This is a genomic window from Dysgonomonas sp. ZJ279 (genome assembly GCF_011039205.1).
In the GTDB taxonomy this organism is placed as follows: domain Bacteria; phylum Bacteroidota; class Bacteroidia; order Bacteroidales; family Dysgonomonadaceae; genus Dysgonomonas.
Genome location: NZ_JAAKEL010000002.1, coordinates 207,457 through 224,150 on the forward strand (window position 1 = coordinate 207,457; position 16,694 = coordinate 224,150).

At 38.3% G+C, this 16,694-nt stretch carries 11 protein-coding genes; 4 read left to right on the top strand and 7 right to left on the bottom strand.

Features of this window, described 5'->3' with window-relative positions:
- Positions 1-81: 81 nt before the first annotated feature.
- The 5 genes from xylE to G7Y57_RS04760 all read right to left on the bottom strand — a co-directional run bounded on the left by xylE (position 82) and on the right by G7Y57_RS04760 (position 8,498).
- Entirely contained in the window at positions 82-1,638 is a 1,557-nt protein-coding gene (gene xylE, locus G7Y57_RS04740; protein ID WP_165021049.1) for a D-xylose transporter XylE, read from the bottom strand.
- A 103-nt stretch (positions 1,639-1,741) separates the two neighbouring features.
- The gene (gene xylA / locus G7Y57_RS04745) at positions 1,742-3,070 is read right to left on the bottom strand and encodes a xylose isomerase (RefSeq protein ID WP_165021050.1); all 1,329 of its coding nucleotides are present in this window, start codon (positions 3,068-3,070) and stop codon (positions 1,742-1,744) included.
- A 49-nt stretch (positions 3,071-3,119) separates the two neighbouring features.
- Positions 3,120-4,601 carry a xylulokinase gene (locus G7Y57_RS04750; RefSeq protein ID WP_165021051.1) on the bottom strand — a complete coding sequence of 494 codons (1,482 nt, stop codon included), beginning with the start codon at positions 4,599-4,601 and terminating at the stop codon, positions 3,120-3,122.
- 34 nt (positions 4,602-4,635) lie between these two features.
- Positions 4,636-5,352 (bottom strand): NUDIX hydrolase, encoded by a 717-nt coding sequence (locus tag G7Y57_RS04755; RefSeq protein WP_165021052.1) that lies wholly within the window; start codon positions 5,350-5,352, stop codon positions 4,636-4,638.
- Positions 5,353-5,666: 314 nt separating this feature from the next.
- The gene (locus G7Y57_RS04760) at positions 5,667-8,498 is read right to left on the bottom strand and encodes a TIM-barrel domain-containing protein (RefSeq protein WP_165021053.1); all 2,832 of its coding nucleotides are present in this window, start codon (positions 8,496-8,498) and stop codon (positions 5,667-5,669) included.
- Between the two features lie 512 nt (positions 8,499-9,010).
- On the opposite strand from G7Y57_RS04760, the gene gnd reads away from it, so the two are divergent.
- Positions 9,011-10,462 carry a decarboxylating NADP(+)-dependent phosphogluconate dehydrogenase gene (gene gnd / locus G7Y57_RS04765; RefSeq protein WP_165021054.1) on the top strand — a complete coding sequence of 484 codons (1,452 nt, stop codon included), beginning with the start codon at positions 9,011-9,013 and terminating at the stop codon, positions 10,460-10,462.
- Between the two features lie 414 nt (positions 10,463-10,876).
- Positions 10,877-12,469, top strand: coding sequence for a ribosomal protection-like ABC-F family protein (abc-f, locus tag G7Y57_RS04770; protein ID WP_165021055.1), 1,593 nt, complete (start codon positions 10,877-10,879; stop codon positions 12,467-12,469).
- A gap of 66 nt (positions 12,470-12,535) precedes the next feature.
- On the opposite strand, the gene G7Y57_RS04775 is transcribed toward abc-f, so the two are convergent.
- Positions 12,536-15,049 (bottom strand): glutaminase domain-containing protein, encoded by a 2,514-nt coding sequence (locus tag G7Y57_RS04775; RefSeq protein WP_165021056.1) that lies wholly within the window; start codon positions 15,047-15,049, stop codon positions 12,536-12,538.
- 270 nt (positions 15,050-15,319) lie between these two features.
- On the opposite strand from G7Y57_RS04775, the gene G7Y57_RS04780 reads away from it, so the two are divergent.
- Both G7Y57_RS04780 and G7Y57_RS04785 read left to right on the top strand, forming a co-directional pair.
- On the top strand, positions 15,320-15,751 hold the full coding sequence (locus G7Y57_RS04780) for a MarR family winged helix-turn-helix transcriptional regulator (RefSeq protein WP_165021057.1): 432 nt from the start codon (positions 15,320-15,322) through the stop codon (positions 15,749-15,751).
- A gap of 17 nt (positions 15,752-15,768) precedes the next feature.
- Positions 15,769-16,278, top strand: coding sequence for a hypothetical protein (locus G7Y57_RS04785; RefSeq protein WP_165021058.1), 510 nt, complete (start codon positions 15,769-15,771; stop codon positions 16,276-16,278).
- A 43-nt stretch (positions 16,279-16,321) separates the two neighbouring features.
- Here G7Y57_RS04785 and G7Y57_RS04790 read toward each other — a convergent pair whose 3' ends face one another.
- Complete coding sequence (locus G7Y57_RS04790; RefSeq protein ID WP_165021059.1) at positions 16,322-16,687, bottom strand: nuclear transport factor 2 family protein; 366 nt, start codon at positions 16,685-16,687, stop codon at positions 16,322-16,324.
- Between the last annotated feature and the right edge of the window lie 7 nt (positions 16,688-16,694).

The window sequence follows — 16,694 nt, forward strand, 5'->3', positions numbered from 1 at the left end:
TATCGTTCAGCATGACAGAGAGAGTAAAAAGAAAGACTTTTGAAAAGTCTAGACAACTTCGTTAATAAGAAATCAATCAGATTATTTTTTCCATATATTCTCCATATCTTCCAATGTCTTACCCTTTGTTTCGGGCAATCTTTTCCATACAAAAAGAGCGGCTACAACGGCTAATGCTCCGTATATCCAATATGCGAATCCATGATTAAATGTCTCTACCAAGAATTTGTTTTTATCCATAATAGGGAATGTCCACGACACCAAGAAATTAGATACCCATTGTGCAGCAACTGCTATCGACATCACACTCGACCGTACCGAGTTCGGAAATATCTCCGACAACATAACCCAGCAAACAGGACCCCATGACATTGCGAAGCCGGCCGTATAGGTGAGCATGAAAATAAGTTTCAACGTTCCGGGTAGATTCTGTGAGAAAGAAGTACCAAGCCCGAGCATCGAAACCGCCATAACCAAAGCACCTGTTATCAACAATGGCTTACGACCAAACCGATCGACAGTCATAATTGCCAATACGGTAAACGATAGGTTTATAATACCGACAATGATAGTTTGAAGCAAGGCAGAATCTGTGCCCGAACCCATGCTCTTGAATATCTCGGGAGCATAATATAGCACCACGTTTATACCGACAAATTGCTGAAATGCCGAGAGTAATACTCCTGTCATTATAATAAGGAATCCGTAAGAACGAATAGGTACGTAAAGGGCGATAAGGAAGCTGACAATCATCGAAACTTCGAAAGCACTCGAAACTCCACTTAATGATAATGATATAAGACCTATGGCAAACAAGATAAACCATGTTATCATAAACTTATAATATGGCCTGAGAGAGGCAATAGCATCGTTATCGAAACTATTTTCAATCTCTTTCATTTCTTTTTTAGCGGCAACACTTCCTACTAGTTTTGTAAGAATATTTTCAGCTTTCGCTGTTTTGCCTTTCATCACAAGCCACCTTGGCGTTTCCGGAGCAAAGAATAATAATATGAAGAAAATACTGGCAGGTATTGCCAACGATGCGAACATCCATCTCCAACCTATTGCGTGTAACCATTCGGTATCTCCTTGTTTAGCAATAGTATAGTTTACAAAATAGACTACCAACATACCGAAAATAATCGCAAATTGATTCCATGATACTAAGCTTCCACGTTTTTCGGGTGGAGCTATTTCGGCTATATACATAGGTGACACCATAGACGCAATACCGACTCCGATACCGCCTAAGACACGATATGCTACAAAATGATAAACAAATGTATAGTCTCCCGTTCCGGGCATACCATATCCAATTTCAGGCCAGGCCGACCCTACTGCTGCAAGAAGAAACAGGATAGCAGAAGCAAATAATGCTTTTTTTCGTCCGAACTGCTGACTAACCCATCCTGCAACTGCTGCTCCCAGAATACAGCCAATCAAGGCACTGCTTATCACAAAGCCTTCCATTGCATTTGCTTCGTTGAGAGGCAAGCCCATTGGTTCAATAAAAAAATGTCTGAGAGATTCTACCGTACCGGATATAACAGCTGTATCGTATCCGAATAGCAGGCCTCCGAGAGTGGCTATAATTGTTAGGCCAAAGGTGTATGATTTACTTGTTTCGTTTTTCATGAATAAAGATTTTAAGCCCCTCTTAGCCTCCCCGAGGGAAGGGGGAGGTTTCAGAATTGACTATTATTATAATCTCAAAGTACCCTTTGGGATATTAAGGGTTTCAAATATACATGTTAACAATCGCTTCGTAAAGCTCTTGTTTTCCACTTATTCTAGTCGGTTCGCCTGTTTTATGAGCGATAGTGCGTAAATCCTCAAGAGTCAGTTTACCGTCTTCGAATGCTTTACCATTTCCGGCATCGAATGAAGCATAACGTGTTTGGCGTAGATTTTTGTAGTCGGAATGCTCAAGCATATCCGCTGCAACTAACAATCCACGTGCAAATGTATCCATACCCGAAATGTGGGCAATAAACAAATCGTCTGCATCCGTAGAATTACGACGAATCTTCGCATCGAAGTTTACACCACCATTGCCAAGTCCACCGGCTGGAAGCAATACTAACCATGCTTGTGCCAAATCGTAAAGATCGATCGGGAACTGGTCGGTATCCCATCCATTTTGATAATCACCACGGTTAGCATCGATACTACCTAATAGACCTGCATCTACTGCCGCTTGCAATTCGTGTTCGAATGTATGACCAGCCAATGTAGCGTGGTTCACTTCGATATTTACTTTAAAATCTTTTTCTAAGCCATAGTTACGAATGAAACCGATAACAGTTTCAGTATCATAATCGTATTGATGTTTAGTAGGCTCCATCGGTTTAGGCTCGATAAGGAATGTTCCTTTGAATCCTTGTTTGCGGGCATAATCACGAGCCATTGTAAGCATTTGAGCAAGATGATCTTTTTCGCGTTTCATATCTGTATTCAACAGACTCATGTAACCTTCGCGACCTCCCCAAAATACATAATTGGATCCACCCAGAGCAATGGTAGCATCTATTGCATTTTTGATCTGAGTTCCGGCACAAGCCACTACATCGAAATTAGGGTTTGTAGCAGCACCGTTCATATAGCGTTCGTTGCTGAAAACATTAGCAGTACCCCAAAGCAATTTAATGCCCGAAGCCGCTTGTTTCTCTTTAGCATATTCTACTATTTTTTGCAGATTGCTTTCGTATTCTGCCCACGAATTACCCGGTTCAACTAAATCTACATCATGGAAACAGTAATAGTTGAATCCCATTTTAGTCATAAATTCAAAACCGGCATCCATTTTATATTTTGCACGGCTGATAGCATCATTTGCATTGTTCCATGGGTGATGGATGGTTGCGCCACCAAACGGATCGCCACCATCGGCACATAGTGTATGCCAGTATGCCATAGCAAAGCGCATCCAATCTTTCATCGGTTTGCCCATTACTACTTTATTTTCGTCATAAAAGCGAAATGCCAACGGATTTTTGCTTTCTTTTCCTTCAAATTTAATTTTTCCTATTCCTGAAAAAAATTCTTTACTTCCCTTTAAAATTTCCATGATTTTGATTTATGTATTAATAATTTAAGTAATATTTCTATTTTTCGTTTTAGTATTTGACTACTAGATTTTTCCAGCGTTGATACGCTTCTCTGTATTGTTCTTTTTTATCCGCTTCGGGTTCGAATACGGATAGTCTTTCCAGCGATCCAAAAGCCTCTTTGTGTGAAGCGTAAATACCGACACCCATGCCTGCTCCTTTAGCTGATCCTGCTGCCCCATCGGTATTATATAGTTCGATTGTTGCTCCACTAACACTAGCTAACGTTTGAGCAAACAACGGGCTAAGGAACATATTAGCATATCCGGCCTTGATTGTATGGATATCCATGCCCATTTCTTTCATCACCTCCATACCATATTCGTATGAGAAAACAATACCTTCCTGTGCAGCACGCAATACGTCCGACTTATTATGTATATTAAAATTGATACCGTGTATCGAACAATTTGTGTCTTTATTTTCGAGCACACGCTCCGCTCCATTGCCAAATGGAATGATAGATAGCCCTTTTGATCCTATCGGAGATTGGGCTGCAAGCTTATTCATATCAGCATACGATAATCCTTCGACTGCCAGATTACGTTTCAACCACGAGTTGAGAATGCCTGTACCATTGATACAGAGAAGTACACCCAGTCGGGTTAACTCTTCGGTATAGTTAACATGCGCGAATGTGTTTACCCGTGATAATTTATCATAGTTAACAGTATCCAGAACTCCATATACAACACCCGATGTACCTGCATTAGATGCTATTTCGCCGGGTTCGAATACGTTCAGCGACAAGGCGTTATTCGGCTGATCTCCTGCACGGTAAGAAATCGGAGTTCCTTCAGCCAATCCAAGTTCTTTAGCTGCGGCGGCTGATACCTGACCTTGCAGACCAAATATCGGTTTGATTTCAGGAATGAAGCTTTTAGGTATTCCGTAGTAATTCAAAACATCTTCCGACAAGCATTTATTCTTAAAGTCCCAGAACATACCTTCCGATAAACCTTCGATAGTCATCGATACTTCGCCCGAAAGTTTCATTGCTATATAGTCTCCGGGAAGCATCAGTTTGTCTATTTTATCAAATATGTGAGGTTCGTTTTCTTTCACCCAAGCCAATTTGGATGCAGTAAAATTACCGGGAGAGTTCAGCAAGTGAGATAAACATTTTTCTTTACCTATTGCCTCGAAAGCTTTTTCACCGTAGCTAACCGCACGGCTATCACACCAAATAATAGAAGGGCGCAGAACATGCTGGTCTTTATCTACAAGTACCAAACCATGCATCTGCCAGGTAATACCGATTGCTTTTACATCCTGTCCTTTTACATTTGCTTGCTTCATAATCGACTCGTGCGCCAGTTTGAGATTTGCCCACCAATCCTTAGGGTCTTGTTCTGCCCAACCCGGTTTAACGGCTATGATTTTCATTTCTTCTTTCGGATAAAAATCCGATGCTACGATTTTTCCTGTATTGGCATCTACCAAACAAGCTTTTACTGATGAACTACCAATATCATATCCTAGTAAATACATATTTATGCTGTGTTTTTATGGTTATTAAGTAAGGTTACATATTTGTTTTTCGTTTATTATATTCTTTTTTATCGAATTTATAATAGCGAGCTGCTCTGTGAGATACGTCTTTTTGCTTCTCTTCTAGGGCAACTACATATGGCATTAGTGCCACTTTTTTATGGAAATTACGGATATCTATTTTTTTATTGTAAATAGCCTCATATAGGCGATGTAATTGACTGATAGTGAATTTAACAGGAAGAAGTTCAAAAACAATTGCAGGATCATATTCGATCCATCTGCATATCTCGGTCAGCGATTCAGCAACAATTTTATTATGATCGAAAGGCATCTGCGGCAATTCGCTTAACGGACACCATTTCGAGAATTTGTATTTCGAGATGTTGTTCAGCTTTCTGTCTACCTTGCATAACGAGAGATATGCAACTGTAATCAACCGATTGATATTCGGTTGATAAGCAGTATCAAGCCATTTCATATCATCTGGATTCTGTGCCCTTTCGGGAGATGCAAAACATCGGAATTGCTTCAATGTCATCCTTTTGATCCCTGTTAGTTCGAACAATACCCGATTAGCAGCATCATCTACATCTTCTTCGTGATAAATAAGACTACCCGGAAGTTTCATATCCTTCGAGTTCTTTTTGTCTATATTACGTTGTACTAAAAGTATATTTAACTGATCGTTTTCGAAACCGAAAACAACGCAATCGACAGATACGTAGGTATGAATAAAATTTGTTTTCATGATATCCAATTATACTATTGAATGTGTTCGACACAAATATATGTATATTATTGTATTTAACAATACAATTGAAAATTAAAATCAACTTAAATATTTGTACAATAGATATTTACATACAGTATAATACACAATAAGATTATCAAAGTTATTGTATATGATACATTAACTATCCCTTGAAAATAAAAGGGTTTCAGACAAAAAAAATTAACACATAAACAAGGCGATTTATGTGTTAATTTATACAATAAGCAATAATTGAAAAAACTTCTATTTATCTGAATGTTTCTACCCTTACTGAAGCATCTTTCAATTTACTATTTAATTATTTTCATAGTTACTTTCTTTCCTGAATATGGAACTTCTGTCACGGTGTTTTTCTGTCCTTTGCTAATCCCTTCTATTTTGAATGTTCTTTCTTTAGCCATTCCGAGATATTCACCCTTCACATCGTCGATAGTCAATGTTTGAGATGCGTCATCATAGCTGAATTTGATAGCAGAATAAGCCCCTTTTTCATAATTGTAGTTTACACCTTCATCTTCATAAAGAGTAAATTCTCCATTTTTGCCGGTATATACCTTCAATGTAAGATCGACCTGAGCTTCTTTTGTCGTCTGGATATCTTTACCCATTGGCAATATCGATCCTTCTCTTACAAATAGGGGTATACGTTCGTATGGTGCATTTACTTTCAGCGTTTTACCTCCTATTATATATTCGTTACTTTCGAAATCATACCAGTTGGCATCAGCAGGGAAATACACATCGCGGGATGTAGCCTTATATGCGTAGACAGGACAAACCATCAAGTTTGGGCCAAACATGTACTGATCACCAATATTATGTGTTTTGATATCGGATGTGAAATCCATCACCAAAGCACGCATGATTGTATAATCGTTAAAGTATGTCATACCTGCAAGCGAATAAATATAAGGCATCATCTGATAGCGCAGTTTATTATAATATACCATACTCTTATAAGCAGGATGCCCCTCGGGAGCCAGATTATAAATCTCACGATACGGATACTGTCCGTGACTGCGGAACAATGGACAGAAAGCTCCGAATTGGAACCAACGAGTATTCAGTTCTCGCCATTCTTTCAAATCTTCCGAACCTTCTTTCGCTTGTTCGTAACGTTTTTCGACACAGAATCCACCAATATCCATAGTCCAATAAGGAATACCCGACATGGCAAAATTGAGGCCTGCCGAAATCTGAGCTTTCATATCTTCCCAACGTGTGCCTATATCACCACTCCAAGTAGCGGTAGAATAGCGCTGCAATCCTGCAAAACCCGAACGGGTAAGTAAAAATACACGATCGTCGGGCTTAACAGAACGTTGTCCTTCGTAGATAGCCTGTGCGTTAGCTAATGCATAGGCATTGAAATACTCTGTCGATGAACCTAAAGCAGTAGGTGTGCTCAATTCCTTACGGCGCTCTATACTTGCATTCGAAAGGATATCGGGTTCAGAGGCATCCATCCACCAGGCATCGATACCTTTCGAGTAAAGTTTCTCGTTCATCTGATCCCAGAACAGTTCACGTGCACCTTCGCTATAAGCATCGTAAAATCCGGCTATATATCCTGTGCCGATCCAGTCGCGTATGCTGTCTTTTACAGCACGGTCGTACATCCATCCGTTCTTTTCGAATGCCTTATAATTATCAGTTGTATGGTAGAATTTAGGCCAAACAGAGATCATAATACGGGCATCCATAGCGTGTACACTGTCTATCATTGCCGTTGCATCGGGAAAACGAGCTTTGTCGAAATCGTGACTTCCCCAAGCATCTTGAGGCCAATATGACCAATCAAGTACAATATTGTCTAGTGGAATATTTCTCTTACGATATTCTTTTACAGTTGTCAATAATTCGTCTTGATTATTGTAGCGTTCGCGGCTTTGCCAGTAGCCCATAGCCCATTTAGGCATTATTTGGGCTTTTCCTGTAATATTTCTGTATCCTTTGATTACCTCATCGGGATTGTTACCACGTATGAAATAGTAGTCTATCTCATCGCCCATTTCCGACCATAGAGAAAGTTTATTTTGCTCTTCTTTTTCTTTAGGACTTAATGCTTTCAGACTAATATAAGAAATACCGCCATCGGGTTTCCAATCTAGTTTGATTTTACGTTTTTCTCCGGCTTTCATCTCCACTGTGAATTTATAGCTATTCGGATTCCATGCCGTGCGCCATCTTTCGGGTACAATTGTCTGATCGTCCATATATACAGTCGTATAACCAGCATAATACAATATGAAGTGATATACTCCTGTTTCTTTAGCCTCTACCTCGCCTTCCCATGTGATTCTGGAATTGTAGAAAGGAAAGTTTTCAGGAAATTTCTTTACCGTTTCCAGGTTTTCATAATCGATCTGAGATTCTGCTCTCTCTGTAAATACTTGCTTAGGGTCTGCATTTACCATATAGGTAGCCGTGAGGCTGCCTTCTTTACCGTTTTTGTCGAATAGCTTAAACTGATCCAAATCGGCATATTCGCGAGCATCTCCGAATCTGGTTTCAGAATAATTGTCCCACAACAATCCGTAATTTTTGCTGGATAAAACAAATGGCACAGATACTTTTGTATTATATTGGAAAAGCACTTCGTTTTTTCCTTTGTAATTAAACTCGTCAGCCTGATGCTGCCCAAGTCCGTAGAATGCTTCATCGTCCGACGATTCAAATACCTGTTGCAGGGTGTAGGCTTTCTTTCCTTCTACTTCTATATCGGAAAAAGTTTTTCCGCCACCTTTGTTTTCAGCAAGGATTACATTTCCATTTATGTCGGAAAATGTAATTGCGCCTGTTGTCAACGATACGGTCGCCATCGTAGTTGCTGTTTTGAGAACCACATTTCCATTCTGTTCGGAAACATCCCAACCATCGGTCTGCGTTTTTTCGTAAACAGTGATTAAGCTTTTCTTTTCAGTAAATCTATCAGAAGGTGTGGCCGACACATGTATGACATCGTCATTTATTACCTCCAAACGAATGTTTTTAACGGCTTTTGGATCATCCGTTTTTAAAGTCACAATTATTCCATCTTTTGTCTTCTGATATGGAACGCTGCTGCAACTAAATAAAAAAAGAGGCAGCAAGAGTATTGCCAATATTTTACATTTCTTCATGGTATTGATATGTTTTTATGGAATTAGTATTTTTCGTATAAGCAAAAATACACTTTATCACCGAAATGAGACAGTTTAAATGTTCTTGAATAAAAGTATTTATTGCTAATTTAGATAAAAAACATTCATAGAGGGTATTAAATAGGTTTAAAAGACCATCCTTCCGTTGATAATAAAACATATTAATGAAGAATAGAAGACAACCAATTTGTAGTGCATTATGCAATATCGCCATGCTATATAAAAAGCTCAACAGCAGTTCAGATAAGTATAGTAGTGTTAAAATAATGTGAATTTGCTTAAAAGACCTGTAAGATTTTCATCTTGCAGGTTTTTGTGGCTAAATAAATTGCTCCCGAAACTTTTAATTAACTATATTTGTTCTATGAAACTCGGGGAGATATAATTTTTATCTATTAAGTTGTTTACTTAATAAGACTGTCAATTATTTTCCTAACTTAGACACTATAAAATGAATATATTACTTAATTATAAATTATATAACATATAATATGAGCAAATTAGCAGATATTGGGCTGATTGGATTAGCTGTTATGGGCGAAAATCTCGTTCTGAACATGGAGAGCAAAGGATATACAGTAGCTGTGTATAACCGTACAGTAGAAAAGGTAGATCATTTTATTAATGGTCGAGGAGCAGGAAAGAAATTCATCGGAACTCACTCTATCGAAGAGCTGGTAGCTTCACTCGAACGTCCCCGCAAAGTAATGATGCTTGTGAAAGCAGGAAAACCAGTAGACGATTTTATCGAACTTCTTCTTCCTCATCTCGACAAAGGAGATATTATTATCGACGGAGGAAACAGCCTTTTCACAGAAACCAATAGACGTGTAGAATATGTAGAAAGCAAAGGTTTATTATATGTAGGAACAGGAGTTTCGGGAGGAGAAGAAGGAGCACTAAACGGCCCGTCTATAATGCCCGGAGGATCGCCTGCTGCATGGCCTTATGTGAAAGAAATATTTCAATCGATATCAGCTAAGGTTGATGGAAGACCTTGCTGTGACTGGGTTGGAGAAGGTGGCGCCGGTCACTTTGTGAAAATGGTACATAATGGTATCGAATACGGAGATATGCAAATCATCAATGAGGCTTATCAGTTGATGAAAGACCTCCTTGGTATGAGTGCAGACGAGCAACACGAAGTATTCAAGAAATGGAATACAGAAGAGCTAGACTCATATCTTATTGAAATCACTGCCGATATCCTTGCATACAAAGACGAGAACGGCAAACCATTAGTAGACTCAATTCTTGATACTGCCGGACAAAAAGGTACAGGTAAATGGACTGTCGATTCAGCTCTGGAATTGGGTATCCCTCTTACACTTATCGCAGAATCGGTGTTCTCTCGCTGTCTTTCGGCACAAAAGGATTTGCGTGTAGTAGTGGCGAAAGAACTTACGGGTTCTAAACCAAAATTTGACGGAGACAAGAAGCAATTTATCGATGATATAAAGATGGCTCTATTCGGAGCGAAAATCATATCGTATGCTCAAGGCTACAACCTGATGATGGAAGCCGCTAAAGAATATAAATGGAATCTTAATTATGGCGATATTGCTTTGATGTGGCGCGGAGGATGTATCATCCGTTCAGCATTCTTGGGAGATATCAAAAAAGCATTTGAGAATAACCCTAAGTTGCCTAGTCTGATTCTTGACTCGTTCTTCAAAAAGCAAATAGAACGTACACAAGAAGGATGGAGACGTGTTTGCGCACAAGCTCTGCTGAATGGTATTCCTGCTCCTGCCCTAACATCGGCATTGAGCTATTTCGACGGACTTCGTTGCGAACGCTTACCTGCCAATTTGCTTCAGGCACAACGCGATTACTTCGGTGCACACATGTACGAACGCATCGACAAGCCTCGTGGCGAATTCTTTCATACCAATTGGACAGGTCATGGAGGTGATACAGCTTCTACTACTTATTCCGTATAAGTAACTATAACTATATATATAAAAATGGCTGCATAATTTATGCAGCCATTTTTGTTTTTAGGTCTTTTCGTTATTTTATTTCTAATTGATCTTTAAATCATTTCTTTACAATCAAAAAATCCATATCTTTGTAGTCTGAATATTAAAACTACTCCAATGAAAATGTCTAAGTAAGAAACGATGGTAAAAGCCATCTTGTAATTCCGAAACTCATCGGAACATTTTGGTTAAGCAAATTATCAATCTTGTCGAATATTATAACCTCTGTTAGTAATCGACTCTAACTTAGTAATCATGTAATTAAAACTCTATTAAAAACAGCATACATCATGCTCTTTTCAACTTGTTAAGTAACACACCTCTGTTTATTTAACCCTCTGCTATTTAGTTTTAAACCATCTAAAATACTATTCTATGAGTATCATAGTCAAACATATATCGTATATCCATCCGGATAGAGAGACTCTATTCCGTGACATCAACTTTTCCATATCCGACAATCAGAAGATTAATTTGATAGGTGATAACGGTTCGGGAAAGTCGACCCTATTACAAATAGTCGCAGAACGCTTGCGGGCTACCAGCGGAGAAATTGTGTCGTCAGAGAAGCCCTATTATATACCTCAACATTTCGGTCAATATGATGAATTAACCGTTTCGGAAGCTCTCTGCATAAATGTCAAAATAGAAGCATTACACGCCATTATAAACGGTGATGCTTCTATAGAAAACTTCACCCGATTGGATGAGGACTGGAACATCGAAGAAAGAGCGAATAAAGCTCTATCTCTTTGGCATTTAGATCATATAACTCTATCGCAACAGATAAGCACATTAAGCGGCGGTGAAAAAACAAAGGTATTTCTATCGGGTATAGCAATTCATTCTCCGTCTATTGTCTTGTTAGACGAACCATCGAATCATTTGGATGCAAAGAGCCGACAGCAATTGTATGACTTTATCAAATCGTATAAAGGAACGATCATAGTTGTTAGCCACGATCGGACTCTACTCAATCTCTTGAATATAACGTATGAGTTGAACAGAGATTCTATCGATATCTACGGTGGTAATTACGAATTCTACAAAGCTCAGAAAGCTGAAAAACTCAATGCTTTACAAGCTCAACTGAACGAGAAAGAAAAAGAATTGCGACAAGCACGACAAGTAGCACAATTAGCTTCTGAAAGAAAGCAACGGGAAGACAGCCGAGGCAAAAAAATTCAAAAACAAGGTGGTATCCCCCGCATTGCAATCAATAGGCTCAAAGATCAGGCAGAAGGAAGTGCATCGAAGCTGAAAGAGACACACTCCGAAAAGATTGGGGATATAGCCGATGACTTGAATCATATTCGCCAAAAATTACCTGATAGTAAAGATTTGAAAATATCTTTTGAGAATGCGAATCTCCATACAGGGAAAATATTAATAACAGCTAAAGACATCAACTTCGGATATTCATCTGATCTATTATGGAATAACGCTCTAAACTTTCAGATAAGAAGTGGAGACAGAGTAGCCATTAGCGGTAGTAATGGAATTGGAAAAACAACATTATTGAAGTTAGTGCTTGGAAAGCTGGAACCAACAACAGGAGCCTTAATAAGAGCTGATTTCAAATACCTCTATGTAGATCAGGAATACTCTATAATCGATAACCGACTCACTGTATTCGAGCAGGTGGAACAGTTCAATTCGCAAAACTTCGAGGAACATAAATTAAAAAGGTACTTACACCATTTTCTATTTTCTTATGATACATGGGATAAACCTTGTAGTAAACTGAGTGGAGGAGAAAAAATGAAACTGGTGTTTTGTTGCCTGATGGTTAGTAGCAACACCCCTGATATGTTTATATTAGATGAACCAACGAATAATCTCGATATTCAGAGTCTGGAGATTGTTACATCTACTATTAAAGAATACAAAGGGACAATATTAGTTATTTCACACGATCAATACTTTATAAAAGAGATCGGGGTCGATACATCTATAAATCTAGAATAAAGAAAGATTAAGCTCTAATAAATAAAAGAACTCCATCTGTTATTAAAGCAGATGGAGTTCTTCTATTTATTTGGAAACCTTGTTTTCTAGCATTTTCATAAAGTAGCCACCTACTACCGAACGCGCTTTGAAATTTGGTGGAATAGCTGTATGCGTGTCGTGCCAATCACTTAAAGGTACACGTGTCGGTGTCTCATTCGCATACTTATAAATAGGTGAAATTATTTTCTTGAAATCACCGTCATTGGAAGCCAGACAGGCAGACCACATTATCCAATCGGATTTTGTATAATCTTTGCGAGAGTCGAGTGGCAATCCATATTTATTTTGCTTAGTAAGATAAAATGGAACTTCTTTCGCAATCACAGTAGGAGGAAATATATTCATCTTGAAAACCTTATCCCACACCAGATTGTATTTCTGACTCCATGTTCCGGGTTTGTCGAAAGCTAATTTATAATGGTCACCATCATTAGCCATCTTTTCCCACTCGACAGCCATCGATTTTGCCATTGCAGTATATTTATCTGCAATATCGGTCTTGCCTAACATCCGTGCCAAATCACCATATCCTGCAATAGCCATAATTGCCTTAATAGATAGATTTGCATTATGTGCCAGATGCCCTGCAAAATCATCAGTGCATAATTGGTTGTCCGGATCGAGCCCCTTATCTGCAAGATAATTAGCCCAAATAGTCAATGTATTCCAGTGCTTTTGTGCATAACTTGCACTACCTTCTACTTTAGCGAGGGCAGTTACCAGCAGAATCATGTTTCCGGCTTCCTCAACAGGCATATCTTCGCCATACAATTGACCATTAGCAACAGGATACGTTCCTAAATCGTGCGCAGGATAAGGCTTCCTCCATCTGTTACTTTCACTGTAATAGAAAATAGGAGTCAACATTCCTTTCAGTAATTCGGAATTGTATAGCAAAAATAAAGGAGCTGACGGATAAGTTATATCGACCGTATTGATACAACCATTGCTATGATTTTCTTTCGATAAGAACAGCAGGTTACCTTCATCATCTTTAATCAGTTTGTGAGCAACTATTGCCTGACGGTATGCCAAAGCGCATAGCTCTGCATATTCTACTCCACCATCGCGCTGGGCATCTGTCATCAATTGATTATCAAAGGCACGTGTTTTTTGCATGATAGAATCGTAATTCTCTTTTGCTCTTTCGAATGCCTGATAGATATCTATTTTACCATCATGTTTCCAATACGCCTGTCTGCGCTTGTAGAAATATTCTATTGAATAGATATCGTCGTAACCAACCATCACATAACCTGCTTTGCCTGTCTTGTCCACAGCACCCAAGTTCTCGGTATATGCTAATACTGTCATCGACTTAGACATATCAATAGAGAGGTCTTTTGGATCTAAACTCGGTTTCAATTGTCCTCTATTCGCAAACTCGTCTTTCATCGAATAATAATCTCCGAGGCTTAACGATTTTCCATTTGCCTTGTCCGAAGCCAAATAAGCATATCCCCAATCGATTCTTACACCATCGCCCTTGCGGACAGTTACAGGCTGATCTATTGTTCCTGTTTTGAGATAAACCATTCCATTTTTCTCGATACGTTCCGATGTTACCGCTTGCGATATATCGTTAACGGCCAATTCGGGTGTAGTTTCGATATATATCTGAACATCGTGTTTTTTATTATCTAATGCCCTTACTCTATACGATATATAGTTAATAGGAGTAGACACTAGATCAAGATCATCTAATAGCAGAGGAGCTGTGAATACTAAATCCAGCTCTACCTTGCCACATGTAAATGTATAATATGTCTGAGTAGGAAGAACATCTACCGATTTCTGAATAGCTTCTTGTTCAAAACCATAAGAGTCTTTTGCTTTACGGAACAATCCGAAATCTACATAGGCATCGCCGGTCTGGTTATGGCAATGGGCTGCTATTACATTCTTTCCTTTTTTAAGATTCTTTTTTGCATTAGCATTTAGTTCGAACATCACATCGTTGTTCCATGAATAATCAGTCTCGACAAGTTTTACTCCATTCAGATATAACTCAAATATATCGTCGTGAGAATATTGAAGTATAATCGTTTCTTTCGATAAGTCTTCATTCAGGTCGAATGTTCTGCGAATCCATATATCTTTTGTTTCCCATAGGGTTTTTACTCTCTGCATTCCTTTCGAGCCAAATGCAGCTTTCCCTTTTTTCCAGTTCGCGTCATTGAAATCGATTGAAGTCCAATCATTCGCCGGTTGATCCATCGTATATAAGGCATCCCAATTTTCACTATGCGACATTGGTATTATTGCCGGAAGGTTTGGTTTGTCCTTACCCATGAAGCGATATGTTTTTCCATCGACTCTTACAGCTCCTATCAAAGGATGATCTTTTGCAGTCCAATGCTCTGTGTTTCCCTCATTTAATTTATTGTAAGGCGACCATATAGACAAATAGGTATCAGAGGTGATTAGTGGTACAGAAGGTGCTCTTAATGCTATCTTCCGACTGGTTTTGTATATATCTGCAGCTTGGATTCCTGCCATCAGACAGAGAGATACACACAACATAAGTAATTTTTTCATTCAATTTATTTTAAGTGTTAGACATTCGTATCAGAGCAATTCAAAGTTACAATTCAAGAGCCGTAGTCCCAATATATAAATAGAGAAAACTCCCTCTTAAATTTAAGTCGTTACAAAGGTACTCTTCCCTCATTCAATATTGAATAATTTAAGCTTTATTAAAAGACAGACCGATGAATGCCTACACCCAAGCATCGTAGAAAAATTAATATTTTTTATTACAATTATTGACTAGTCAATAATTGTTTATACCTTTACAAAAAAAATATTATGGATGAATTTTATTCTCTCGGATTTCTTTTGAACAGGGCGTCTGTATCAATGTCGAAACTATTGAATGCAAGGCTCGAAAGTGAAACTATAGACTTGCCTCATTCACAATTTATAGTTTTAAGATGCCTTCACTACAAAGATGGCTTGAGTCAACAAGAAATAGCGAGATTACTATGCAAAGATGCTGCGGCGATAAAGCGCACAATAGATAACCTTGAGAAAAAGGAATTAGTAGTACGCAGTCAAGTTTCACAGAGGGAAAATTGTATTAATATCACTTCAAAGGGGCAGAAACTCATCCCAACAGCACTTGAGTGCGGAGATAATGTACTGAAAGATTCATTGAAAGACATTGAAGATATCGATTACGAGAAGCTAAAAACATTGCTGGACAAAATATATATGAATATAGAAGAAATATCACAATAAATCGAACTATCTGAATTATGAAGAAATTAAACCCGAAAGGATTGAAAGTCTTAAAAACCTTGCATCTTATATTTGCAATGATATGGACTTGTGGAGCAATAGCCATGGTGTTGATCACATTTCTGACCGATACCAAATCTGCGGATGAACTTTACATGAAAAATATCATATTATTAGCCATAGACAATTGGTTAATAATAACCGGAGCAATGACTAGTTTAGCAATAGGGATAATATACGGTATATTTACCAATTGGCGATTCTTTAAGCACCGATGGATAATAGTAAAATGGATAATAACGGTTGTTGAAATATTATTCGGCACATTCGCTTATCACCCTTGGCTGACTGAAAATTTAGATATTATAGGCCGATTAGGAGAGGCTGCTCTGGAGAATGAAGACTATTTATTCAATTTGAAAATGATGGAGATCAGTGGATTTTTCCAAGCAGGATTATTGTTATTTTTAATTGTAATATCAGTATTTAAACCATGGAAACCTAAGAAGAATAACGATAAAAATTGATCTGAAAATGGGCTTTCTATCTGAAAGCCCATTTTTTATATAATTACATAGGCGTAGCTCCCCCACCTATTACCTGCCACCTATTATCACAGTTTTTCCATACACGTATATAGCGAATATTCGCTTCGATAGGTTGCTTCATGAATTGCCCTTTCAAACTGATAGAAACAGCGACAACAGCTGCATCGTCAAATAAGCTAATCATCTGATTGCTTGGCGTAATTTCATCAACAACCATATTGCGCGATTTATAAGCAGCAAGATCCATTGCTTTTGTTATCGTTTCGCCATTGGGACCATTAAATAAGAGATCTTCATTCAGCAATTCGTTCAATGCTCCCAAATCGGCATTTTTCATCGCCTCTAAGAGCTTAGCTTCACAAGCTATTATTTCATTCTTAGTAGTCATATACGCT